At 36.7% G+C, this 22,725-nt stretch carries 23 protein-coding genes and 1 pseudogene; 3 read left to right on the top strand and 21 right to left on the bottom strand.

Annotation, left to right across the window (positions count from 1 at the left end):
• Nucleotides 1-119: 119 nt before the first annotated feature.
• Entirely contained in the window at nt 120-2,192 is a 2,073-nt protein-coding gene (locus tag MHH45_RS22930) for a sigma-54 interaction domain-containing protein (RefSeq protein ID WP_077293889.1), read from the bottom strand.
• 138 nt (nt 2,193-2,330) lie between these two features.
• Here MHH45_RS22930 and MHH45_RS22925 point away from each other — a divergent pair, with 138 nt between their 5' ends.
• Complete coding sequence (locus MHH45_RS22925) at nt 2,331-2,564, top strand: DUF2627 domain-containing protein (protein ID WP_003200204.1); 234 nt, start codon at nt 2,331-2,333, stop codon at nt 2,562-2,564.
• A gap of 36 nt (nt 2,565-2,600) precedes the next feature.
• Here the strand turns inward: MHH45_RS22925 and MHH45_RS22920 are convergent, their stop codons facing one another.
• Nucleotides 2,601-3,329: a glycerophosphodiester phosphodiesterase gene (locus MHH45_RS22920; RefSeq protein ID WP_016116251.1), complete on the bottom strand. Its 729-nt coding sequence runs from the start codon at nt 3,327-3,329 to the stop codon at nt 2,601-2,603.
• Nucleotides 3,330-3,379: 50 nt separating this feature from the next.
• Between MHH45_RS22920 and MHH45_RS22915 the strand changes: the two genes are divergently transcribed.
• The gene (locus tag MHH45_RS22915; protein WP_003200201.1) at nt 3,380-3,526 is read left to right on the top strand and encodes a YycC family protein; all 147 of its coding nucleotides are present in this window, start codon (nt 3,380-3,382) and stop codon (nt 3,524-3,526) included.
• Between the two features lie 315 nt (nt 3,527-3,841).
• On the opposite strand, the gene spo0A is transcribed toward MHH45_RS22915, so the two are convergent.
• From spo0A to accB, 14 genes are all read right to left on the bottom strand, one after another.
• Nucleotides 3,842-4,636, bottom strand: coding sequence for a sporulation transcription factor Spo0A (spo0A, locus tag MHH45_RS22910; protein WP_016116252.1), 795 nt, complete (start codon nt 4,634-4,636; stop codon nt 3,842-3,844).
• A 286-nt stretch (nt 4,637-4,922) separates the two neighbouring features.
• Nucleotides 4,923-6,224 (bottom strand): SpoIVB peptidase, encoded by a 1,302-nt coding sequence (gene spoIVB, locus MHH45_RS22905; RefSeq protein WP_016116253.1) that lies wholly within the window; start codon nt 6,222-6,224, stop codon nt 4,923-4,925.
• Nucleotides 6,225-6,342: 118 nt separating this feature from the next.
• On the bottom strand, nt 6,343-8,082 hold the full coding sequence (gene recN / locus MHH45_RS22900; RefSeq protein WP_016116254.1) for a DNA repair protein RecN: 1,740 nt from the start codon (nt 8,080-8,082) through the stop codon (nt 6,343-6,345).
• A gap of 272 nt (nt 8,083-8,354) precedes the next feature.
• On the bottom strand, nt 8,355-8,804 hold the full coding sequence (gene argR / locus MHH45_RS22895; RefSeq protein ID WP_016116255.1) for an arginine repressor ArgR: 450 nt from the start codon (nt 8,802-8,804) through the stop codon (nt 8,355-8,357).
• 142 nt (nt 8,805-8,946) lie between these two features.
• Nucleotides 8,947-9,786 carry a TlyA family RNA methyltransferase gene (locus tag MHH45_RS22890; RefSeq protein WP_016116256.1) on the bottom strand — a complete coding sequence of 280 codons (840 nt, stop codon included), beginning with the start codon at nt 9,784-9,786 and terminating at the stop codon, nt 8,947-8,949.
• 3 nt (nt 9,787-9,789) lie between these two features.
• Nucleotides 9,790-11,682, bottom strand: coding sequence for a 1-deoxy-D-xylulose-5-phosphate synthase (gene dxs, locus MHH45_RS22885; protein WP_006095948.1), 1,893 nt, complete (start codon nt 11,680-11,682; stop codon nt 9,790-9,792).
• Between the two features lie 343 nt (nt 11,683-12,025).
• Nucleotides 12,026-12,919, bottom strand: coding sequence for a polyprenyl synthetase family protein (locus MHH45_RS22880; RefSeq protein ID WP_003200224.1), 894 nt, complete (start codon nt 12,917-12,919; stop codon nt 12,026-12,028).
• Nucleotides 12,919-13,149, bottom strand: coding sequence for an exodeoxyribonuclease VII small subunit (gene xseB, locus MHH45_RS22875; RefSeq protein ID WP_016116257.1), 231 nt, complete (start codon nt 13,147-13,149; stop codon nt 12,919-12,921). Before xseB ends, MHH45_RS22880 begins: the two co-directional genes overlap by 1 nt.
• Complete coding sequence (xseA, locus tag MHH45_RS22870) at nt 13,139-14,497, bottom strand: exodeoxyribonuclease VII large subunit (RefSeq protein ID WP_016116258.1); 1,359 nt, start codon at nt 14,495-14,497, stop codon at nt 13,139-13,141. Before xseA ends, xseB begins: the two co-directional genes overlap by 11 nt.
• Before the next feature lie 26 nt (nt 14,498-14,523).
• Nucleotides 14,524-15,384: a bifunctional methylenetetrahydrofolate dehydrogenase/methenyltetrahydrofolate cyclohydrolase FolD gene (gene folD, locus MHH45_RS22865; protein WP_016116259.1), complete on the bottom strand. Its 861-nt coding sequence runs from the start codon at nt 15,382-15,384 to the stop codon at nt 14,524-14,526.
• 22 nt (nt 15,385-15,406) lie between these two features.
• Nucleotides 15,407-15,799 carry a N utilization substance protein NusB gene (gene nusB / locus MHH45_RS22860; protein WP_016116260.1) on the bottom strand — a complete coding sequence of 131 codons (393 nt, stop codon included), beginning with the start codon at nt 15,797-15,799 and terminating at the stop codon, nt 15,407-15,409.
• 346 nt (nt 15,800-16,145) lie between these two features.
• A complete protein-coding gene (locus tag MHH45_RS22855; RefSeq protein WP_003208459.1) occupies nt 16,146-16,538 on the bottom strand; it encodes an Asp23/Gls24 family envelope stress response protein in 393 nt (130 codons plus the stop codon).
• 23 nt (nt 16,539-16,561) lie between these two features.
• Complete coding sequence (gene accC, locus MHH45_RS22850; RefSeq protein WP_088093660.1) at nt 16,562-17,914, bottom strand: acetyl-CoA carboxylase biotin carboxylase subunit; 1,353 nt, start codon at nt 17,912-17,914, stop codon at nt 16,562-16,564.
• Between the two features lie 16 nt (nt 17,915-17,930).
• Nucleotides 17,931-18,419, bottom strand: coding sequence for an acetyl-CoA carboxylase biotin carboxyl carrier protein (accB, locus tag MHH45_RS22845; protein WP_016116262.1), 489 nt, complete (start codon nt 18,417-18,419; stop codon nt 17,931-17,933).
• 485 nt (nt 18,420-18,904) lie between these two features.
• Here accB and MHH45_RS22840 point away from each other — a divergent pair, with 485 nt between their 5' ends.
• A complete protein-coding gene (locus MHH45_RS22840) occupies nt 18,905-19,102 on the top strand; it encodes a hypothetical protein (protein WP_016116263.1) in 198 nt (65 codons plus the stop codon).
• 70 nt (nt 19,103-19,172) lie between these two features.
• On the opposite strand, the gene MHH45_RS22835 is transcribed toward MHH45_RS22840, so the two are convergent.
• The 5 genes and pseudogenes from MHH45_RS22835 to spoIIIAD all read right to left on the bottom strand — a co-directional run bounded on the left by MHH45_RS22835 (nt 19,173) and on the right by spoIIIAD (nt 22,707).
• Complete coding sequence (locus MHH45_RS22835) at nt 19,173-19,826, bottom strand: SpoIIIAH-like family protein (protein ID WP_016116264.1); 654 nt, start codon at nt 19,824-19,826, stop codon at nt 19,173-19,175.
• A 12-nt stretch (nt 19,827-19,838) separates the two neighbouring features.
• On the bottom strand, nt 19,839-20,504 hold the full coding sequence (gene spoIIIAG, locus MHH45_RS22830; protein WP_016116265.1) for a stage III sporulation protein AG: 666 nt from the start codon (nt 20,502-20,504) through the stop codon (nt 19,839-19,841).
• Nucleotides 20,494-21,125, bottom strand: a pseudogene (gene spoIIIAF, locus MHH45_RS22825) (stage III sporulation protein AF). Before spoIIIAF ends, spoIIIAG begins: the two are co-directional and overlap by 11 nt.
• A gap of 12 nt (nt 21,126-21,137) precedes the next feature.
• The gene (gene spoIIIAE, locus MHH45_RS22820) at nt 21,138-22,310 is read right to left on the bottom strand and encodes a stage III sporulation protein AE (RefSeq protein ID WP_016131996.1); all 1,173 of its coding nucleotides are present in this window, start codon (nt 22,308-22,310) and stop codon (nt 21,138-21,140) included.
• A 10-nt stretch (nt 22,311-22,320) separates the two neighbouring features.
• Nucleotides 22,321-22,707, bottom strand: coding sequence for a stage III sporulation protein AD (gene spoIIIAD, locus MHH45_RS22815; RefSeq protein ID WP_077293892.1), 387 nt, complete (start codon nt 22,705-22,707; stop codon nt 22,321-22,323).
• Between the last annotated feature and the right edge of the window lie 18 nt (nt 22,708-22,725).

The raw sequence follows: 22,725 nt of genomic DNA, 5'->3' as shown, positions 1-22,725 counted from the left end.
TACCAATTATGAAAACGCATACAAAATACAGTGAAATCAGTACTTTAGAAAATTACATAATATTCTGTCTTGATTTGTTGTTTTTTACGTATCATGCAATAAATTGCACGGTACGCAATTTATTGCATGCTATTTTTTGCACGGTCATACTTTTCTAACTTGTAATATAAATTTCGAACTGAGATTCCTAACACTTTCGCTGTCTTTGTTTTATTCCCACCAAACTTCTCTAAATATTCATGTATGATGTTCCCTTCAAACTCCGTAACCAAATGTTCAAGGGGCTTTTCTTCTAATTCCGGCAACAAATTATTTCCTTTTAATTCCACTTGGTCCTCCTTATGCAAAGAAGGCAAATGATGTACATCAATATACATCTCATTATAGTTCATAAAAATAATCGCCCGTCCCAAAATATTCTCAAGCTCTCTAACATTCCCTGGCCAATCATACGATCGCAAATATTCAATAGCCGATTCCGTTAATCCTTCTACATTCCGACCATAATCTTGATTAATTTTTTGAATCAATCGTTCTGATATAACCGGAATATCTTCCTTTCGCTGACGAAGAGACGGAATTTGAATTGGAATTTTATTTAGGCGATAATATAAATCTTCTCTGAATTCACCTTCCAAAATTGCTTTTTCTAAATTTACATGCGTCGCCGCAATCACCCGAACATTAATAGGAATTGGTTTCGTTCCTCCAACTTTTACAATTTCTTTTTCCTGCAAAACGCGCAATAATTTCGCTTGCGTATTCGCAGACAGTTCCCCAATCTCATCTAAAAAAACACTCCCATTATTTGCTTCTTCAAAGAAACCTCTTTTACCGCCTCTTTTCGCACCAGAAAAGGCTCCTTCTTCGTAACCAAATAATTCACTTTCCAATAAAGTTTCCGAGATAGCAGCACAGTTTACACGAACAAACTTATTGTATTTCCGATTACTCCCGTTATGAATAGCGTGCGCAAATAACTCTTTACCAGTCCCTGACTCCCCGCGAAGTAATACGGTTGCTGGTGTATTTGCTCCAAGCTTTGCTTGCTCTATTGCAGCCATCGTTTCATCAGACGTTCCTACAATATCCTCAAAAGAATATTTCGCTTCTAGCGTCCGAATAATTTGTCTTGCCCGGTTTAATTCATGCGTTAATTTTTGAATTTCGGATACGTCACGAATAACACCAACGCTACCTTTCAATATTCCATCAACAATAACCGGCGCGACATTTACAATGACATCTCGTTTTTTCTGACCAATTTTCATATGAATCCCTCGTACCGCCCTACGCGTCCGAAGTACTTTCATATGCATACTTTCCCCCTCTACAATATCAGTCGTTGCAGGTTTTCCAATTATGTCATCCTCTGTAAGGCCTGTTAACTTTGTATAAGCAGGGTTGATGACAAGACCTCTTCCTTTCTCATCTACAACAGAAATCGCTTCCTCAGATGAATGAATAATCGCTTCCAATAAGGTTTGAATTTCTTTTAAATCCGTAACTTCTTCTGCTAGATCTACAACTTCTGTAATATCTTTAAAAATTGCAAATGCCCCTTGCACCTCTCCATCTTCTTTTAAAATTGGAATCCGCGTTGTAATAATCTTCTTTTCATTCCCTAATGTCAACTCATGATTCACTTCTATTTGTTTCGTTCGTATAGTACGAAGTAACTTACTAGTCGGAATTACTTCTAAAATATATTTCCCAGTCGCTTCTTTCGCTTTATAACCCGTTATACGTTCTGCACTTTTGTTAAATAATTTCACATAACCTTCTGAATCAATGACAATCATTCCATCATGAGTAGAATTTAAAATCAAATTTCCTTGCTGCGTTTGGCCTTTCAGTTTTTCAATTAAATTCTCTTTCTCATGTGCCAACTTCGTAACGATTTTCGCAACATCCCCTGGTATAAGGAGTGTATTTTCTTGTTTTTTTGCGAATAGAACCTTATGTAAATGGTAATCACCACTCATATCAAAAATTACATCCACATCCACTGTAAGAAAAGAATCTAAATCTTCTCCAACTGCAATACCTTGTTCTTGCGCAATCTGTAATCCTTTTGCATTCGGATTTATATCGATAACGCCAACGACTTTAAATATATTCGAATTTTGCAGCAAACCAAGAATCGTACTTCCACCTTCGCCCGCTCCAATAATTAATACTTTTTGTTTCACACATCCCACTTCCTCTCGAAGTATCTCTGCAAAATTTTTCACACCTTTATCTTACTCGTTCAGCAATCACTTGACAAATCCCCTTTCAATATAACATCATTTAATATATACAAAATTATCTGAAAAGGAGCGTTATCTATGCAGCGTTACCTTGCTCTTCTATTAGCACTCATCCCTATCTCATTAGCAGTGCTAGGTATAAAATTGATGAGAGATACTGTATTTGGTATTCTTTTATCTCCAATCCCTGTATTATGGTTACAATTTTTAATAGGTGTATTCTGCTTTGCAATCGGTTTTTATATCTTTGGAGGCTTTGTTGTACATCGTGATCGTAAACGAAACAAAGTACAAGCTCGTTTCAGAAGATAAAAGAACATAAAAATGAGACCTTTCTAATGTAAGGTCTCATTTTTCCACTTGTAATAACACTCTCGCTGTTTCTGGATAATCAGTAATAATCGCCGATATGTTCATATCAAAATACTTACGCATAACCGTTTCATCATTAATTGTATAAGGCCGCACTTCAACTCCGCTCTCCATTGTTAATTCAGCTATTGCATCCTGAAGATAACGATAGTTCGGATGAATCGCAGTAGCCCCCATTTTTTGCGCATACGCCCACGGGCTATGTAAACCTTCTCGATACAAAATAGCCGTTTGAATATCCGGAGCCATCATATGACATCTTTTCATACTGTAATGATTAAAAGAAGAAAAAATAACTCGATCTTCTAGGCCAAACTTACGTATAAGTGTTATAACTTCTTCTTCTAAACCACAATATGGAATTTTATTATTTTTAAATTCAATATTGAGCAACAAACAATTCGATTTTAGCCATTCTAGCACTTCTTCTAATAAAGGAATTTTGCAAAAACCTACCTTTTCCGAAAACTGGTGACTCGCATCCAATTTTCGCAAATCTTCATATAAGTAATTACGAACGGCACCTTTTCCATTCGTTGTACGATTGACAGTTTCATCATGAATCACAACAACTTTTTTATCCTTCGTAAATTGAACATCTAATTCTATCCCGTCTGCCTGAAACGATTCCGCAGCTTTAAATGAAATCATTGTATTTTCTGGATACGCCCCCGCCGCACCGCGGTGCGCGAATATAAGAGTCATCCTCACTCCCCCAATCTTATGCTATACTATACGAAAAAGGAGGTACTTCTATGAAACCATTACAAATTTCTCCGGATACTGCAATTCGTTTATCAAAAGCTCTAGGTGTTCCACTTGAGCAAATTATGCATATGCCGCAGCACATTTTAGTTCAAAAGTTAGTTGAGCTAGAAAAACAAAATAAAGATGAAGAATAATCCAGTCCTGTTTTGCAGGACTGTTTATTTTCTCTATTCACCATATTTCCGCCCATATATATCATAATATCATAAGCGGATTCTTACATAAACTCCTAAAATTCCCAGATTGAAATATACTGTCCAACGACATACTTTAATTTAACGACAACACTAAATTTTTTTCTTTTTATCCTATCTGTAAAACTCATTCAAAACAAAAACACCGTTTTTCATTCGTTTGATTTACAAACGAATGAAAGACGGTGTTGATCGAAATATATTAACTTTACTTGTTGATAACTTTACATTACGAAACTCTCAATACAATAACGTTTATGAAGCCTTATGTTCAAGCCTTAACTTATCTGCAACCATTGCGATGAATTCGCTATTCGTAGGTTTTGCTTTTGACATCGATACAGTATAACCAAATAAGGACGAGATTGAATCAATATTCCCACGACTCCACGCTACTTCAATCGCATGACGGATTGCGCGTTCCACACGGCTTGCTGTCGTATTATATTTTTTCGCAATATCCGGGTATAAGACTTTCGTAATAGAGCCAAGAAGCTCGATATCGTTATATACCATAGAAATCGCCTCTCGCAAATACATATATCCTTTAATATGAGCTGGTACACCAATTTCGTGAATAATGCTTGTAATACTCGCATCTAGATTCTTCGGTTTTCCATCTACTGTTGTTGCAGATCGGAAAGATGGTAGTGGACGTTTAATTGTAGTATTCGTTTTACCGCTTACTTGACGAATATGACCCGTTAAATTTTCCATATCAAATGGCTTTAAGATGAAATAAGAAGCGCCTAAATCAACTGCTTTTTTCGTAACATCTTCTTGTCCAAATGCCGTTAACATAATCACATTCGGCTGTCTTAGTCTTTCAATATGACGCATTTTTTCCAGCACCGCTAAACCATCTAAATGTGGCATAATAATATCTAAAACAAGTACATCAGGTTGTTTCTCCCTCAGTAAATTCAAACACTCTTGACCATTATAAGCAATTCCGATTACTTCCATATCATCTTGAGCAGCAACATAACTTTCTAGCATTGATACTAGTTCCTTATTATCATCCACAAGACACACTTTAATTTTCTCCACAGCTTTTCCTCCCTTACCGAATCGATTCTCCCGACATGTGTAAGCTTCTAGGCTACATGAATTGTTCGACAATTGTGTGAAATTTCCCTTTTAAAGTTTCTTAATTTCCGATAAAATCACAAAAAAATATGTTTATCGTTCATTTATTTTCTTTCTTTACACATTCCATCATAGGTTTACAACGAAACGTTCACTCTTTTCTTTTATTTTACAACAAAAAACAGCTCTTGCGGAACTTTTACAAAATTTCAACGAATTTCTCAAGAAAAAAGCAAGCTGACTAACATCAGCTTGCTTTTTTCTCTTGCTCATAAATATTAATTCCAGCTTCATGTAACATCCATTCAATATGGACACCATACCCTGAAGTTGGGTCATTCACAAATACATGTGTAACAGCACCAATCATTTTTCCATTTTGAACAATCGGACTACCACTCATCCCTTGAACAATACCACCTGTTTTAGCCAACAAACGTTTGTCTGTAACTTTTACAACCATTCCTTTTGTAGCTGGGAACTTTTGTGGTACCGTGCTTACGATTTCAATATCAAATGCCTCTACTTTATCTTGATCGATAACTGTTAATATTTTCGCTGGCCCTTCTTTCACTTGATGAGACAATGCAATCGGCATCGCTTCATCCATTATGCCATTTTTTATACCTGTATTTAATTTACCAAAAATACCAAAAGGACTATTTGTTGTAATATTACCAATCACTTCACGATCCGGTGAAAATCTTGCTAATTTTTCTCCTGGATTTCCATGACTACCGCGTTCAATAGAAGTAACTGTCGAACGAACAATCTGTCCATCTTCTACTTGAATTGGTTTCTTCGTATCATTATCAGAAATAACATGACCAAGCGCTCCATATTTCATCGAATCCGGATGAACAAAAGTCATCGTTCCAATACCAGCAGCTGAATCACGAATATATAAGCCAATCCGATAAGACGATTCACCATTATCTTTTTCTGGTGTTAGTTTCGTACGAATATACTTACCATCTCGTAATAAGACGAGGTTAAGCGGTTCACCTGTTTTTCCGCTATCATGAATAAAAGGTGCCACATCGCTCATTCTTTCAATTGTTTTTCCATTAATTTCGGTAATCATATCCCCAACTTGTACACCAGCCATTTCCCCAGGCGATACTTTCCCTCTCTCTGTTTGAATTAAATGATGTCCAACAACAAGTACACCTTTTGTATTCAATTTCACTCCAATTGATTGCCCACCTGGAATCACTTTAAAATCTTTTAATACTTTCACATTTACCTTTTTTACTGGAAATCCAGCAAGTTGAAAAACCATATCCGCTTCACCATTTTGATGCGAATTTACTACAAGTTCAGATTTCTGTTCTTTATTTGAACTCACTGTAAAAACATGATGATTTGTCGATGAAGCCTGGAAAACTGGAAATGATGCTATTTCGGATTGTTGACCCTCAAAAATAACGAGTTGCTTCGGGGATGAAATAAACGTACGAAGCGGTTTAAAACATCCCATAAAAATTAATGAAACAAGGAGGCAAAGACCTATTATTTTTCGGAATTGCTCTAATTTCAATTCGTTCACTCTCCTCGCTCCTACCCCACATTCAGCCTAACGACTTCATCTTTTAATTTCTCCTTGTAACGCTTTGTTTATAACCGGAAGAATCAAGAAATCGTCATTTGAGCAAAAAAGCTATCCATTATTGGATAGCCTCTGCTGTCTGTTTAAAACGATGTGCTTGCGTAAGTAACTCTTTCGCATGTTCCGTCGTTAAATCGGTAATTTCCACGCCAGAAATCATTCGAGCAATCTCCGTCACCTTATCCTCTGTACTTAATACAGTAACTGATGTAATCGTCCGATCATTTGCAACTTGTTTACGAATAAATAAATGTGAATCCGCCATCGATGCTACTTGAGGTAAGTGCGTAATACAAAGTACTTGCGAGTTTACAGATACACGATAAATTTTTTCCGCAATCGCTTGTGCCACTCGTCCACTCACTCCCGTATCTACTTCATCAAAAATGACAGATGCAACACCTTGATGTTTAGAAAAGATACTTTTCAGAGCTAAAATAATACGGGATAATTCTCCACCAGAAGCTACTTTTGAAAGTTGCTTTAATGGTTCACCTGGATTTGTTGAAATATAAAATTCCACATGATTGTATCCATCTGCCGTAAGTTTCACTGGTGCCCCTTCTACAAGTGGATCATCATTGCTTCCTTCTTTTTTCTTAATCCTCACTTCAAATTTCGTTTTTTCCATATACAGTTCTTTTAATTCTTGGTGGATTGCGCTTGTAAGATGGTCTGCAAGTTGATGACGCATATCACTCAGTATCGTTGCTTCCTTCAAAATTACGCTTTCTAATTCTTTTAATTTCTTTTTCGTCGTTTCAATATGTACATCTTTATTTTCAATTGTAAAAATTTCTTGCTCTATTTTATCAGCATACGCTAAAATCTCTTCTACAGTATTTCCATACTTTCTCTTTAGCATACGAATTTCATTCAAACGTGTTTCAATTTCGTCTAAACGATTCGGATCATACTCCATCATATCTAACTTTTCACGGAGCTGATAGGCAACCTCTTCTAATAAGTAGTAGCTATTTGCAATCGAATCATGGTTCTCTTGATACGCCTCATCTAGGTGTGTAATACTCTCCATTTGTCCCATCGCATTTCGTACATGATCAAGTCCACTACCATCTTCGCTTAATGAACGGTATGCATCACCAAGCGCTTTATAAATCTTTTCGAAATTGGAAATTTTTAATCTCTCTTCTGTCAATTCATTTTCTTCATCGACTTTCAAATCCGCTTTACAAATTTCTTCGTGCTGGAATTGAATTAAATCTAAGCGATGTGCCATCTGCTGTTCATTCTCTGTTAAAGATTTGAGTTGCTTTTTTAACTGCTCATATTCACCATATACATCTTGATATATTTCTAATTGGTTCACGATACGATTTCCGTCGAAATGATCGAGCATAAACAAATGGCGTTCCTCATTCATCAAATCTTGCGTTTCATGTTGTCCATGAATATCAACAAGTGTTTTCCCAATTTCTTTCAATATACTCAATGTAACAAGTTTACCATTTACACGACATACACTTTTTCCATTCGCAGCGATGTCACGTTTTAAAATGATCATCCCATCTTCAATTTCAATGTCCAGCTCTTCAGCTTTCGTAATACATGGATGTTTATCATCCTCTATATAAAATAAACCTTCAATTTCAGCTTTTTCTGTTCCATATCTAACAAATTCTGCTGAACCCCGGCCACCAACAAGTAAGCTGATTGCATCAATAATAATTGATTTTCCGGCACCTGTTTCACCACTTAAAACTGTTAAACCTTTTTGAAAAGAAATATTTAATGACTCAATAATAGCAAAGTTTCTAATCGATAATTCCGATAACAATGCCCCATTCACCTCGTTATAAACTAATCCCCTAAAAAGGGCTTTCGCTAAGCGCTTTTCACTCTGCGTTTATCATATATATTGTATGTATAAATTACTCTTCTAGCCCGCTCCATTGTACCAAACATTTGTTTTACGGGTCAATCCATCGATTTCCTAACTTCATTCTAGAAAAACACCATATTTCACTTCACATTCATCTATTTTTCCTATAATAAAAAATATCTTGTTTACTTTCTGCTTTTAGCAAAGGAGTAAACAAGATTCTTTTGTTACAACATATTTAAGAAACGATCTGATACAACACCTGTATCCTCAGGCGTACGGCAAATAATTAAGCAAGTATCATCACCACAAATGGTTCCAATAATCTCATCCCATTCTAAATGATCAATAAGTGCTCCGAGCGCGTGCGCGTTACCAGGTAATGTTTTTAACACAAGCATATGTCCTGCTGTGTCTAACTTTATAAACGAATCGACTAGATTACGTTTTAATTTTTGCAACGGGTTAAATCGTTGATCTGCTGGTAAGCTATATTTATAGCGACCATCATGCAATGGCACTTTTACTAAGTGCAACTCTTTAATGTCACGTGATACAGTTGCTTGCGTTACATTAAAGCCTTCATTACGCAAAATATCAACTAGTTCATCTTGCGTTTCAATTTCTTTATTCGCGATAATTTCTCTGATTTTAATATGGCGCTGACCTTTATTCATACATTTGCACCTCACACTATCTCTTACCATAGTTTAAATATTGGTATACTTCACTTATTTATGTTAACTTATAATCGTTTACTTGTACATAATTGTTTTTACAATCATTATACAATTCCAGCAAAAAGAGGAACAACAACCGTTATTCCTCTTTCCCTTTTTGTTTTAAGACCTCATGAGCTTCTGTTACAACTTGCTCTACAGAAACCAGAGAATGTTTTTCGCCAATCTCACGTTCACCATGCCACTTTAAATGAATTAAAAACTCAATATTTCCGTCCCCACCTGTAATTGGAGAAAATGTTAAGTTTTCAACATCATACCCTTCTTTTATTGCGAAATCAACAATCATTTCTACGACAGCTTCATGAACTTTACGATCACGAACGATGCCCTTCTTCCCGACCTGCTCTCTTCCAGCTTCAAATTGTGGTTTAATTAAAGCCGCAACATCACCATTTGGAGTCAATATCGTTTTTAAGACTGGAAGAATTAATTTTAACGATATAAACGAAACATCAATGCTAGCAAACTGCGGCAAGCCACGCTCTAAATCAGCCGGTGTTACATAACGAAAATTCGTCCGTTCCATAACAACAACGCGCTCATCTTGACGAAGCTTCCAAGCAAGTTGATTGTACCCTACATCTAAAGCGTAAGATAACTTCGCACCATTTTGCAGCGCACAATCTGTAAAGCCACCAGTTGATGAGCCAATATCTAACATAATTTTATCTTGTAAATCAAGATGAAAAGTCTCTAATGCCTTCTCTAACTTATAACCGCCACGGCTCACATATGGCATAACTTGTCCTTTTACCGTAATCGGTGTATCTTGCGGGATTTTTTCCCCTGGTTTATCGAGTCTCATTTCATTTGCATATACAAGACCCGCCATAACAGCGCGTTTTGCCTTTTCACGCGTTTCTATAAGTCCTCGTTCTACTAATAGTACATCTACTCTTTCTTTTTTTACACTCATTTGTTACGCCCTTTTTTGTTTTGATGGAATCATTGTATGAATACGGTCCACAACAGCATCTGTCGTTAAACCAATTTCTTCTAACAACTTTGTAACACTACCGTGTTCAATGAAATGATCTGGAATTCCCATTCGTTCGATTAAAGCACTATGATACCCATGCTCAGTAGCAAATTCTACTACACCTGTACCAAATCCACCGATTAAACAAGCTTCTTCAATTGTTAAAATCGGCATATTCTTGCCTAGGAGTTCATGTAAATATGATTCATCCATCGGCTTAATAAAACGAGCATTCACGACTTTCACTGAAACTCCAGCTTTTTCGAGACGCTCCGCCGCTTCCAGCGCCATCGGAATCGTTGTACCAAATGTCAAGATTGCTGCTTGCGTACCTTCTTTTAAGGTTTCCCATGTACCAATTGGAATAGCTTTGAGTTCTTCATCCATTTTAACTCCAAGTCCATTTCCGCGCGCATAACGCAGGGCAATTGGACCATCTTCATATTGCATTGCCGTATATACTAAATGCTGCCCTTCATTTTCATCTTTTGGCATCATGAGCACCATATTTGGCAAGTGGCGTAAAAACGCGATATCAAATACACCTTGATGCGTTTCACCATCTGCTCCGACCAATCCAGCACGGTCAATTCCAATGAAGACATTTAAATTTTGACGGCATATATCATGAACAACTTGGTCATATGCACGTTGTAAGAATGTTGAATAAATCGCTAAAAACGGCTTCATTCCTTGCGTTGCCATCCCAGCGGCCATCGTTGTGGCATGTTGCTCAGCAATTCCCACATCAATCATACGATCTGGAAATTCTTGATGAAACTTTTCAAGCTTAGAACCAACTGGCATTGCTGGTGTAATCGCAACGATACGCTCATCAGTTCTTGCAAGCTTCCGAACTGTCTCACTTACAACCGCACTCCACGCCGGTGCAACTTCTTTTGGCTTTACAAAATCACCAGATTCGATTTTATATGGTCCTGTTCCATGCCAAGTTCCAATCACATCGCTCTCTGCTGGTTTATAGCCTTTTCCTTTTTTCGTAATCACATGAACAAGTACCGGGCCTTTTGTTTTCTTTGCATATTGAAGCGTTTCAAATAAGTTTTCATAACTATGCCCATCAACAGGACCTAAATATGTAAACCCTAACTCTTCAAAGAAGACACCTGATACAAGTAAATATTTTAAGCTATCTTTTACTTTTTCTGCGGTTGCTGCAACTTTCCCGCCAACTGCTGGAATTTTCTTGAGTAAATACTCTAGTTCATCCTTCACCCATTGATATTTTCCAGCTGTACGCAGGCGACCAAGAACGTTATGAAGAGCTCCAACATTCGGAGCAATTGACATTTCATTATCATTTAAGATAACAATCATATCTGTTTTTTCATGCCCGATATGGTTTAATGCTTCTAAAGCCATTCCACCAGTCAAAGCACCATCCCCAATAATTGGTATAATACACTCTTTCGTTTTCTTTAAATCCCGTGCTAAAGCCATTCCCATTGCAGCAGATAATGAAGTCGAACTATGACCTGTTTCCCATACATCATGCTCACTCTCGCAACGTTTTGGGAAACCACATAGACCTTTATATTGTCTTAATGTGCCAAACTCTTTTGCACGCCCTGTTAAAATCTTATGCACATAGGATTGATGTCCTACATCCCATAAAAATTTATCTTTTGGACTATCAAATAATTTATGCAGAGCAATTGTGAGTTCTACTACACCTAAGTTAGGAGCAATATGTCCACCTGTTTGAGAGAGCTCTTCAATTAAAAACTTCCGAATATCCTCACTCAATGCCTCTAGTTCGCTGATAGACATATCTTTCAAAAAACTAGGGTTTTGAATTTGCGTTAGATCCACATGGATCACTCACTTTCGTTTCATAATCTGTCAATATGTCAAATATCACAAAAAATATTTGCACAACACAAGAAATTCTTCAATATCATTCCTATTTTCTATCCTGCTTGAACAGACAATTCGTCATCTTTCTCTACGTTCTTAGAAAACGAAGTATCCCTTTCAAGTAAGAAGCCTACATGAATCATAGCTCCTCTATCCGATGAAAAAAGAGCCGCTAACACAAAGTGATAACGGCAACGTAATCTAGATATATTTTTGCCAATAACAAGAAAAGAAAAACCTTTTTCTACATTTATACCACAAAATAATAAATGACTCAACAAATGAAAACGTTCTTACATTAGTTATTACGCTTTGCGATCAAATCACAAATAGATAATAAATACTCATCTTGTAATTGTAAAGATGCTATCGCATCTTTCGCTTTAACAATTGTTTCTTCTAAGATACATTTTGCCTCATCTATAGTAAATAACGTCGTATATGTACTTTTTTCATTGGAAGCATCACTACCAATTGGTTTTCCAATTTCTTCTTCCGTACCTTCTACATCTAAAATATCATCTCGAATCTGGAAAGCCAGACCAATATATTTTGCAAATGCAAGTAGTTTCTTCTCTTGTTCTGGTGTTGCTCCTGCAAGTACCGCTCCTGCAAGCACGGCATATTCTAATAACCGCCCTGTTTTATGCTTATGAATATATTCTAATTCACTAAGCTCAAGACGCTTGCCTTCCGCTTCCATATCCGCTACCTGTCCAGCAACCATTCCTTCTGGTCCAGCTGCTTTTGCAAGTTCAAGCGCAAGTCTTAGCTTTGTTTCTGTAGAAATGTCTTGATGATGATACGCTGTCACTACTTGGAAAGCATGTGTTAACAAGCCATCTCCCGCTAAAACGGCCATCGCTTCACCAAACACTTTATGGTTTGTTGGTTTTCCCCGTCTTAAATCATCGTCATCCATACATGGTAAATCATCATGAATTAACGAATAGGTATGAATCATTTCAAGAGCACAAGCTGCTCCTATGCCCAGTTCTCTTTCCTTTTCAAACGCTTGCAACGTTGCAAATAAAAGTAACGGACGAAGACGCTTTCCGCCTGCTTCCAATGAATATGTCATCGCTTCGCGAAGTACATTTGGACATTGTAATTGATTTGCATAGCGTGCAAGTTGCTCCTCGACGAAAGTTTTACTTTCTTTCACAAAAGCATCAAAAGCTACATATGCCACTATGCTTCATCTCCTACAGCAGTAAATGGTTTAAGTTCTCCATCTTCTCCAAGGATAACTGCCATTTGTTCTTGTACATCTTTCAATTTCTCATCACATAGCTTAGACAACTCCATACCTTCTTTAAAATATGAAATCGCCTCTTCTAAAGGAACATCGCCTTGTTCGAGCTTAGAAACAAGATGTTCAAGCTGAGAAATTGCTTCTTCAAAGCTTAATTTATTTTCCATTGTTCAATTCACGCTCCTCTATGCCCGATACGTTACAATCTAACACTCCATCTTGTAATTGTACTGAAACAACATCACCAAGGTCGACATCTTTCACACTTTTTAACACTTGCTTTTTTTCACTATATACGAGCCCATATCCTCTCATCATTACTTTAAGTGGACTTAGTGCCTCTAATTTTTGAGCCGCCCTCATAAACGCAAACTCTTTCGTTTGCAGTAATGTTTGCATTTCACGTTGCAATTGCTTTTGCAACGTTTCTACCCTTGTTTTTGTTTGTACAATCTTTTGAGAGGGATGATGCTTCTCCAAATAAAATGAGAGCTGTTTTAACTGATTTACCTTTTTCTCTACATAGCGTTCTTTCACTAAAATAAGCTGTTCAAGAGTACGATCTAACTGTTCTTCTTTTTGCTCATACACTTGCTTTGGATAACGAAACGCATACGATTTTTGAAGTGTTTGCAGTTGTTCTTGCTTTTTATGTAACATCTCTCGCATTGCCCTTTGCAGGCGAAGGGTTCGTTGTAACACTTTCTCTTGTAATTCAATTATATTTGGTGCTGCAAGTTCTGCTGCTGCCGTTGGGGTTGGTGCACGTAAATCTGCTACAAAATCAGCAATTGTAAAGTCTGTTTCATGTCCAACTGCCGAGATGATTGGAATTTCACTTGCAAAAATCGCCCGTGCAACTATTTCTTCATTAAAGGCCCATAACTCTTCAATGGAACCGCCCCCACGACCGACAATTAAAGCATCTATATCCTTCATCTCATTCGCTGTTTGAATCGCTTGTACAATTGAGGGAGCCGCAGACTCCCCTTGTACAAGTACCGGAAATACAATCACATTCCCAATTGGATAACGGCGTTTAATCGTCGTTATAATATCACGAATCGCCGCTCCCGTTGGTGATGTAATGACACCAATTGTTGTTGCATATGCAGGAATTGGCTGTTTATACACTTGAGAAAACAACCCTTCCTCCTCTAGCCTAACCTTTAATTGCTCATAAGCTAAGTGAAGATTACCAATTCCATCAGGCTGCATATCATGAACATAAATTTGGTATGAACCACTTGCTTCATAGACAGAGATTTTCCCTTTTACAAGTACTTTCATCCCATCTTCTGGTCTGAATTTTATATTGCGATTATGACCCGCAAACATAACCGCTGCTATTCTTGCATTTTCATCCTTTAATGTGAAATACATATGGCCACGGCTATGACATTTAAAGTTTGAAATTTCTCCTTTTAACCAAACAGACTGCAAATGCGGGTCATACTCTATTTTTGTTTTTATATAGCGTGTTAATGCTGTAACGGTTAAATATTGCTTTTCCATCTTTCTCTCCTCATAGCCGATTCAAATTATTTACAAACAACTCCTGCGCGTTTTGCAGATTCTACTGTATTATGAAGGAGCATTGTAATTGTCATTGGACCGACTCCTTTTGGTACCGGTGTAATATAGCCAGCAATATCTAATACATTCTCAAAATCAACATCACCGCATAATTTCCCTGTCTCTAGACGATTGACACCAACATCAATTACAACTGCGCCTTCTTTTATATAGTCAGCTGTTACCATCTTCGCTCTTCCAACAGCGACAATTAGAATATCAGCTAGCTTTGATAATTCTTTTATATTTTTCGTTTTGGAGTGACAGTATGTTACAGTCGCATTTTCATTTAAAAATAACTGTCCTACTGGTTTTCCAACAATGTTACTTCTTCCAATTACAACAACGTGTTTTCCTGAAATATCAAGATTTGTTTCTTTTACTAACTCCACAATGCCATGTGGTGTACATGGAAGAAATGTATCTTGCCCCGTCATCATACGGCCAACGCTGATTGGATGGAATCCATCTACATCCTTTTTAGGTGAAATTCTTTCAATGATAGCTTTCTCTTCAATATGTTTCGGTAAAGGTAATTGTACTAATATTCCATCAATACGGTCATCCTCATTTAAGCGATCGATTTCAGCTAACAAACGCTCTTCTGTAATTGTATCTGGAAACTCAATTAACTCTGAATAGATCCCAACTTGTTCACAGCCTTTTTCTTTTCCTTTTACATAAGAACGAGATGCTGGATCTTCTCCAACTAAAATAACCGCTAATCCTGGTACAATCCCTTGCTCTTTCAACTTCACAACTTCTTCTTTTAATTGTGCTCGTTTTTTCTCCGCAACTTCATTTCCTTTGATGATTACTGCTACCATTTAAGATTCCCCCTTAAAGAAATTACAGTGTATCTTTTATATTAGATAAAACGCCGTTGATAAAACGACGAGATTCCTCATCCCCAAATGTTTTGGCAATTTCAATTGCCTCGTTAATTGTTACGTTATGTGGAACTTCTTCCATGTACTTCATTTCATACACAGCTAAACGTAAAATACTACGATCCACAATACTAATACGTTCTAATTTCCACTTTTTTAAATTTTGACGAATTGCTTCATCAATTGCTTCTTTATGTTCTACAAAACCAACAACAAGTGATTCTAAAAACTCATTTGTTTCTTCGCCTTCTTCTAGCGTATTTTCCACCGCTACTTTCGGCTCTAATTCTCCAGTAATATCCATTTGATATAATGCTTGCATGGCTCTTTCTCTAGCCGTCCTACGTTTCATTGTAACTCTCCTTTATACTTCAAGTCTTTCCTTATGTTTTGTTATATTGTTATAATTTATAAGCCGTCAATTTACTTACTCTTACAGTTTTCATTGATTTTTCAACCTTATAATACAATGATAATAACACAATTTATCATTTCATACACGAGTTACAAGGCTGAAAAATAATAAAAAGATTAACTTCAAGTTCCATATCCTATCACAATGTACGTTTTTTGAAAAAACGCATCATTCCCTTTTTATATTTCTCATTTTTTAAAATAGTATAATAATTCGAAGGTTTTGTGTAAGAAGAGATAAAACGAGAAAAAAGGTGCCCATTTGACAAGGCACCTTCTCATTCTTATACTGGCTCGATTTCTGTTTTTTGCGTTTCGAATGTTACGCCAACGATGTGAATATTTACTTCTTTCGGCTCAAGACCCGTCATTGTAAAGAGTGCTTGGCGAATATTATCTTGAATTTTTTGTGCAACAACTGGTATTGCTACACCAAAATACATGACAACATAAACGTCAACGATAATATCGTCGTTTACTAATTCAACCTTCACGCCTTTACCGTGATTTTTCTTTCCTAACTTCTCAACAACATCTGTAGCAAAGTTGCCGCGCATTGCCGCTACGCCATCTACTTCAGCAGTTGCGATACCTGCAATTACCTCAATTACTTCTGGTGCAATTTCTACTTTTCCAAGGGTTGTATCTTGACCCATATCTAACATATGTTCAGCCATGAAAAAAACCTCCTTTAAATGTATCACTGCGTCACAAGTTCATGCTCTTCCAAAAATTTAGTATTAAATTCCCCTTTTATAAAATCAGGATGATCTAGCAATTGTAAATGGAACGGGATTGTCGTATGTACGCCTTCAATGACAAATTCACTAAGTGCTCGCTTCATTTTTGCAATTGCTTCTTCACGTGTTTTTCCGTGAACAATTAATTTCGCAATCATCGAATCATAAAAAGGTGGAATTGAATAACCAGGATAAACAGCTGAATCGACGCGAATACCAAATCCTCCTGGTGGTAAGTACATTTCCACTTTCCCTGGAGATGGCATAAAGTTTTTGGCAGGGTTTTCCGCATTAATTCGACATTCGATTGCCCAACCTTTAAATTGTACTTCTTCTTGCTGTAGCGATAACTTTTCTCCTGAAGCAACACGAATTTGCTCTTTAATTAAGTCCATCCCTGTTACCATCTCTGTAACTGGATGTTCTACTTGAATTCGCGTGTTCATTTCCATAAAGTAAAAGCTTTTCGTTTTATATTCATAAATAAACTCAACCGTGCCAGCACCTGTATAATCAACCGCTACCGCTGCTTTTACTGCCGCTTCACCCATTTTCTCACGAATATTTGCATCAAGAACAGGAGAAGGACTTTCTTCTAATAGTTTTTGCAAACGGCGCTGAATTGTACAATCACGCTCTCCTAAATGAATCGCATTGCCATGTGCATCTGCCATTATCTGAATCTCAACATGGCGGAAATCTTCAACGTACTTTTCTAAGTATACACCAGGGTTTCCAAAAGCGGTACTAGCTTCTTGCTGTGTAATTTGAATTCCCTTTATAAGCTCCTCTTCATGACGTGCAACACGAATACCTTTTCCGCCGCCGCCTGCAGTTGCTTTAATAATAACGGGATATCCAATTTGATTTGCAAGTTCCATCGCTTCTTCTGTGTTTTTTATAATCCCTTGTGAACCTGGTACAATTGGAACCCCTGCTTCTTTCATTGTATCACGCGCAACGTCTTTTGTACCCATTTTTGAAATTGCTTCTGGGCTAGGTCCGATAAAAATCAAGTTACATTCACGACATAGTTCTGCAAAATCAGCATTTTCGGCTAAAAATCCATAACCAGGGTGAATTGCATCACAACCCGTTAATTTTGCAACGCTTATAATATTCGTCAAATTTAAATAGCTTTCTTTCGACATTGTTGGCCCAACGCAATACGCTTCATCTGCGATTTTCACATGAAGTGATTGTTTATCCGCTTCTGAATAAATAGCTACTGTTTCAATATTCATCTCTTTGCAAGCACGAATAATTCGCACAGCAATTTCCCCACGATTGGCTATCAATACTTTTTTTATCATCACAAAGACTCCCTTATTACGCTTTTACAAGAAATAGCGGTTGTCCATACTCAACAAGTTGTCCGTTGTTCACAAGAATTTCAACAATTTCTCCATTTACTTCTGCTTCAATTTCATTAAAAAGCTTCATCGCTTCAACGATGCAAACGACTGTACCTTCTGAAACGCGATCCCCAACACTTACATATGCAGGCGTATCTGGTGAAGAAGAGGCATAGAATGTTCCAACCATCGGTGATGTGATTGTATGTAAATTCTCATCTTGAACAGCTTTCTTCTCTTCCTGCTTCGGTGCTTCTACCTGCGCCGCTGCTACGGCTGTTTCCATTTCTACCGCTTGCGTTTGTAATGCTTGTTTCACTACTGGTGTTGTCTGTACAGACACAACTTCATTCCCACGCTTTTTCATTTTAATTGTCGTACCATCTTTTTTGTATTCAAATTCATCAATGTTAGAGCTATCAATTAACTTAATTAATTCACGAACTTCTTGAATTTTAAACATATAAAATCCACTCCCATACACTTGTTTGTCCCGTTCTTACAGATACTGAACATATAAAAGCAAACTATGTTGTCTGTAAAGATACGATTCATTCTACTAGAGAAATCATTCCTATAACATTTACTAATAGAAACTTTTGCTACTCTCATCTTACGATAAATATTTTCAACATTCCAATTTATATTTCTTTACGATAAATCGAAACTCCTGTAAAAAATATTATTCCACTAAATAATTTATTACCTAGTAATAATACCAAGTTTCACTCAAAATTGGCAAGACCACTTCATAAAAAACATGTTTTTTCTCTTTTTCCATTTAAAATATAGAGCTCCTGACTTATTATTCTCATCTCATTTTAACTATGTACAACAACATATTTTACAAAATATTATTTTTTTATTTACAAGCCGTTCATCCTTCCTTCACATACGAATAGTATGTTCAAAGTAAAGTAAAATATCTTAATAGTGAGGTGCAGAAACATGATATGGCTCATCTTGTTCTTACCAGCTGTATTAATCTGGCTCATCGTTGTCTTCACTCATATAAAATACGGAAAAAGCAACCACCATTACCACGAACCTTTAATTTTTTACTCTCAGCGCATTTCTCCTTTCCGAGGAGAAAACATTGAAATAGCACAAAAAGATGAAATAGAAAAAAGCTATCGAAAACGATAGCTTTTTCTATCCGGCTGTTCGCGAGTAGTAATCCTCCAGCTTATCATAGCTCGTAATACATATTTAAATTTTATTTTACTGGATCAAACTTGACGCCTACATCCTTGGATCCTGCCTCAGCACGAACAAGTTGGATAATTTTATTTGCTTCTTTTTGAGAATGCTTCGTAGCTTTTACTGTTACTTTAATATCAGTTCCATCAGCCCTTACAAGCGCATCTTTATAGCCACCTTGTGATTTAATAACTGTTTCAAGCAACCCTTCCTTTGTTTCCATCTGATCGATTGCGTTTAATTCATCTTTCGCTTTACTTATTTCTTCAGCGGAAGATTTCGTTGATTTCATAACATCTTGTAATTTTTCTTTCTCTGCACTGCGTTGATCTTCCATTTTCAAACGAAGTGCTGTAAAGTTTTCATCACTTGATTGAACTGTTACATTGCCTTCTTTTTTGCTTGTCTCTTTTTTACTATCATCTTTTTTCTCTGTTTCTTTGCCCGATGTTTCTTTCGTTGTTTCTTTTGGAGTAGCTTCTTTATTAGATGTTTCTTTTGTCGTTTCTTTTGTCACTTCTTTTTCAACACCTTGCTTTTCTTGTCCAACCTTTTCACCCGCTGTTGGTGTTGCAGTATTCATTTTGTCAGGCGTTGTTACATAATAAACAGATAACACAACAACTAAACTTAGCATTGTTAGTAACCAAACTGTTTGTTTTTTCAACACTTCATTTCCTCCCTAACCCTTTTTTGGTAGTACTGCTACGCGGTGTGATGGTACATCAAGCATACGTGTCACCGCTTCCTTTACCATTGCTTTTACTTGTATATTATCCACCCCTTTTGCTACGACAAGGACACCTCTCACTTTTGGTTTCTCTGTTCGCAATACAATCGGGGTTTCTTTATCACCTTCGCGTATAATCACCGTTTTTTCATCAGTTGATTCATCTTCAACTTGTCTTTTCCCTCCAGTTTTATCTGTTTCACCTGTTGTTTGCGATCGTTTCACAATATTTTTTTCAAGTATTTTTTCTTCTGATGAGTCCAAATTCACTTCAATAGACACATCTTTAACCCCTGTTATATCTTCTAATGCCGCTTTCAATTCTTGTTCATATGCTTTTTCGTATTTTTCTACAGCTGACATGTTCTCGCTCTTTTTTTGTCCAAAAGTCGGCACTTCTTTTTCTGAATCTTGACTTGTCTTTTCTTTAAACACAGGCACTTCTTCTTTTTTCGGTTGAAAGAAATTACTAAAAAACATAAGCAACATTCCAAGTATGAGTAGGACAAGCAAAAACTTAGGTGTTACTTTTTTCCCTTTCTCCTTATCATCTTTTTCGTCCCCTTTCAATAAGTTGCGAAAAAATGAGAATTTCGAGTTTTTATCTTTATTGTCCATTTACTCTACCTGTCCCCCCTCCATTTGAACTTGGATTTGTTTATCCTCTAGCTGCCACCTGCTTGAAAAGAACTGTTTCATTTCCACATTTGTTTCTTTCGAAGTTTTCCGAGGCGCTCTCGTATTAATTTCAACTGGCTTTACTGTTTCAATTGCATCGTTTTTCTTCACTTCAGCTTCTTTTAGCGTCACAATAACAGATTGAATATCTTTTGCCGCTTTTACTTCTCCCTTAGTTTCTGCTGCAATTATTTTTATTTCAGACACTGTCACGCCATACTTTTTCTCAAATTCTTTTCCAACTTCTTTTTTCATTTTGACAGCCATCTCTTCTAAACTATATGCACGTGTTAGGGCTTGTATTTCTTTTTTCTTTGTATCAATTGAATTTTTTATCGATCCGTCCGCTACGTATTTTTCTTGATTAAAATTCGCAATCACTTCATTTACATCCGTTTGTAATAACTTAAATAGCGGTGTCAAGATTAAAACGACTAACAATAAGCTCACAACAAATTTGACATACTTTTGTAAATTTGAATTAGGAAGGATAAGATGCAGCATCGTCGCTAAGAGCAAAAAGACGATAATATTTCTAATCCACTCTGTAACAAATTGCATACTCGTCACCTCCTATCGCATCATGAGGGTAATGTTCCCCGCGGCAATAATAATAGTAATGCTTAAAAAGAACATAAAGGATACGATAGCTAAGCAGGCAAATACATAAATGATACTTCTTCCTATAATATCTAAACATTTAATAATAGCTCCTCCGCCAACTGGCTGTAGTACTGCCGCTGCGAATTTATAAATAAACGCGATACAAAAGATTTGAATCGCTGGAAAAGCAACGATTAAACATAAGATAACAAGCCCGATAATCCCGACCGTATTCTTTAATAACCCAGAGGCGCTAATAACAGTATCCGCCGCTTCTGTAAACATCCGCCCTACCACAGGAATAAAATTCCCCGTTACAAACTTCGCTGTTTTAACAGCTATACCATCAGCAACTGCTGTCGCTGTCCCTTGCACAGATAATACGCCTAGAAATACTGTTAGAAAGATACCAATAATCCCAACACTTACATTTTGCAGGAGCTTGGACAATTTCGTAACTTTATATTGATCACTCATTGTACTTACAATGCTTAAGATGGTCGCAAGTAATAAGAGCGGAAGAACAATATAGTTCATAAGCAGCCCACTTGTATTCATTAAAAAAATGATAATCGGATGGAAGAAGGATACTGATACAACCCCGCCTCCGGTCGCTATGAGTGCTAGGAGAATAGGAAGTAAAGCTAATATGAAATCTACCATCGTTTGAATCGTTTCTCTTGCATACGTCATTACTACATAAAAACTATTTAAAGCAAAAATAATTAGCACCATGTATACAACGGCATCTGCAATTTTACTTATGCTACTCTTCGAAAAGGCAGATTGTAATGATTGTAATAATGCACTGAAAATTGTGAGCATAATGAGCGTTCCAAGTAGCTTTCCATTTGCAACAAGCTCATGAAATAAATATTTTAATAGCCCTATCATCCATTCTTTTATAGAAAATTCCTTTTCGCCCTTTACAAATTCCATAAAACTTCCCTTTTGACTCTCTGGTAAATAACCTCCATATTTTGTGACAAGCCCGTCCCAAAACTGCTTCACATCTTCGATTCCGAGTTTATCCAATTGTTGATCTACGACGGTTTTTTCTACAGGAGAAGCTTGTACGACAATTGGTAAAGAAAAGAAAAGGAAGCAAGCAAACAGCAGCTTAGCTCCAAACCTTTGCAACATTCACTCCCCCTTATCCCGTAGGTAAAAAACCAAGAATTGTTTCAATTACAACCGTTAAAATAGGAATAGCCATAACAAGAATTAAAATTTTCCCTGCTAATTCAATTTTTGAAGCAATTGCACCTTGACCAGCATCTTTTGTAATTTGTGCCCCAAACTCAGCAATGTAAGCAATTCCAATAATTTTCAGCAGTGTCTCTACATAGACATTGCTTACTTTCGCCTCACTTGCAACTCGCTCAATCATTCTTAAAATAGAATGAATTTGATCGATTAGCAGCAGAAACATGACACTCGCGATGAACACAATAAACAAAGAAGTGATACTAGATTTATGTTGATTTAGCACAGCTGCTAAAAATGTCGCGACGAGGCCCAATCCGACAATTTGTAAAATCTCGATTCGAACCGCCTC

Origin of the sequence: Bacillus sp. FSL K6-0042 (genome assembly GCF_038006685.1) — a bacterium.
GTDB classification, from domain to species: Bacteria; Bacillota; Bacilli; order Bacillales; family Bacillaceae_G; genus Bacillus_A; species Bacillus_A pseudomycoides.
This window is presented reverse-complemented; position numbering and strand designations above follow the sequence as displayed.

Coding starts and splice junctions, on each gene's coding strand:
- MHH45_RS22925 (WP_003200204.1), top strand. CDS start 2,331: ATGCAGCGTTACCTTGCTCTTCTATTAGCACTCATCCCTATCTCATTA.
- MHH45_RS22920 (WP_016116251.1), bottom strand. CDS start 3,329: ATGACTCTTATATTCGCGCACCGCGGTGCGGCGGGGGCGTATCCAGAA.
- MHH45_RS22915 (WP_003200201.1), top strand. CDS start 3,380: ATGAAACCATTACAAATTTCTCCGGATACTGCAATTCGTTTATCAAAA.
- argR (WP_016116255.1), bottom strand. CDS start 8,804: ATGAATAAAGGTCAGCGCCATATTAAAATCAGAGAAATTATCGCGAAT.
- MHH45_RS22890 (WP_016116256.1), bottom strand. CDS start 9,786: ATGAGTGTAAAAAAAGAAAGAGTAGATGTACTATTAGTAGAACGAGGA.
- xseB (WP_016116257.1), bottom strand. CDS start 13,149: ATGGAAAATAAATTAAGCTTTGAAGAAGCAATTTCTCAGCTTGAACAT.
- xseA (WP_016116258.1), bottom strand. CDS start 14,497: ATGGAAAAGCAATATTTAACCGTTACAGCATTAACACGCTATATAAAA.
- folD (WP_016116259.1), bottom strand. CDS start 15,384: ATGGTAGCAGTAATCATCAAAGGAAATGAAGTTGCGGAGAAAAAACGA.
- nusB (WP_016116260.1), bottom strand. CDS start 15,799: ATGAAACGTAGGACGGCTAGAGAAAGAGCCATGCAAGCATTATATCAA.
- MHH45_RS22855 (WP_003208459.1), bottom strand. CDS start 16,538: ATGGCTGAACATATGTTAGATATGGGTCAAGATACAACCCTTGGAAAA.
- accC (WP_088093660.1), bottom strand. CDS start 17,914: ATGATAAAAAAAGTATTGATAGCCAATCGTGGGGAAATTGCTGTGCGA.
- accB (WP_016116262.1), bottom strand. CDS start 18,419: ATGTTTAAAATTCAAGAAGTTCGTGAATTAATTAAGTTAATTGATAGC.
- MHH45_RS22840 (WP_016116263.1), top strand. CDS start 18,905: ATGATATGGCTCATCTTGTTCTTACCAGCTGTATTAATCTGGCTCATC.
- spoIIIAG (WP_016116265.1), bottom strand. CDS start 20,504: ATGGACAATAAAGATAAAAACTCGAAATTCTCATTTTTTCGCAACTTA.
- spoIIIAE (WP_016131996.1), bottom strand. CDS start 22,310: ATGTTGCAAAGGTTTGGAGCTAAGCTGCTGTTTGCTTGCTTCCTTTTC.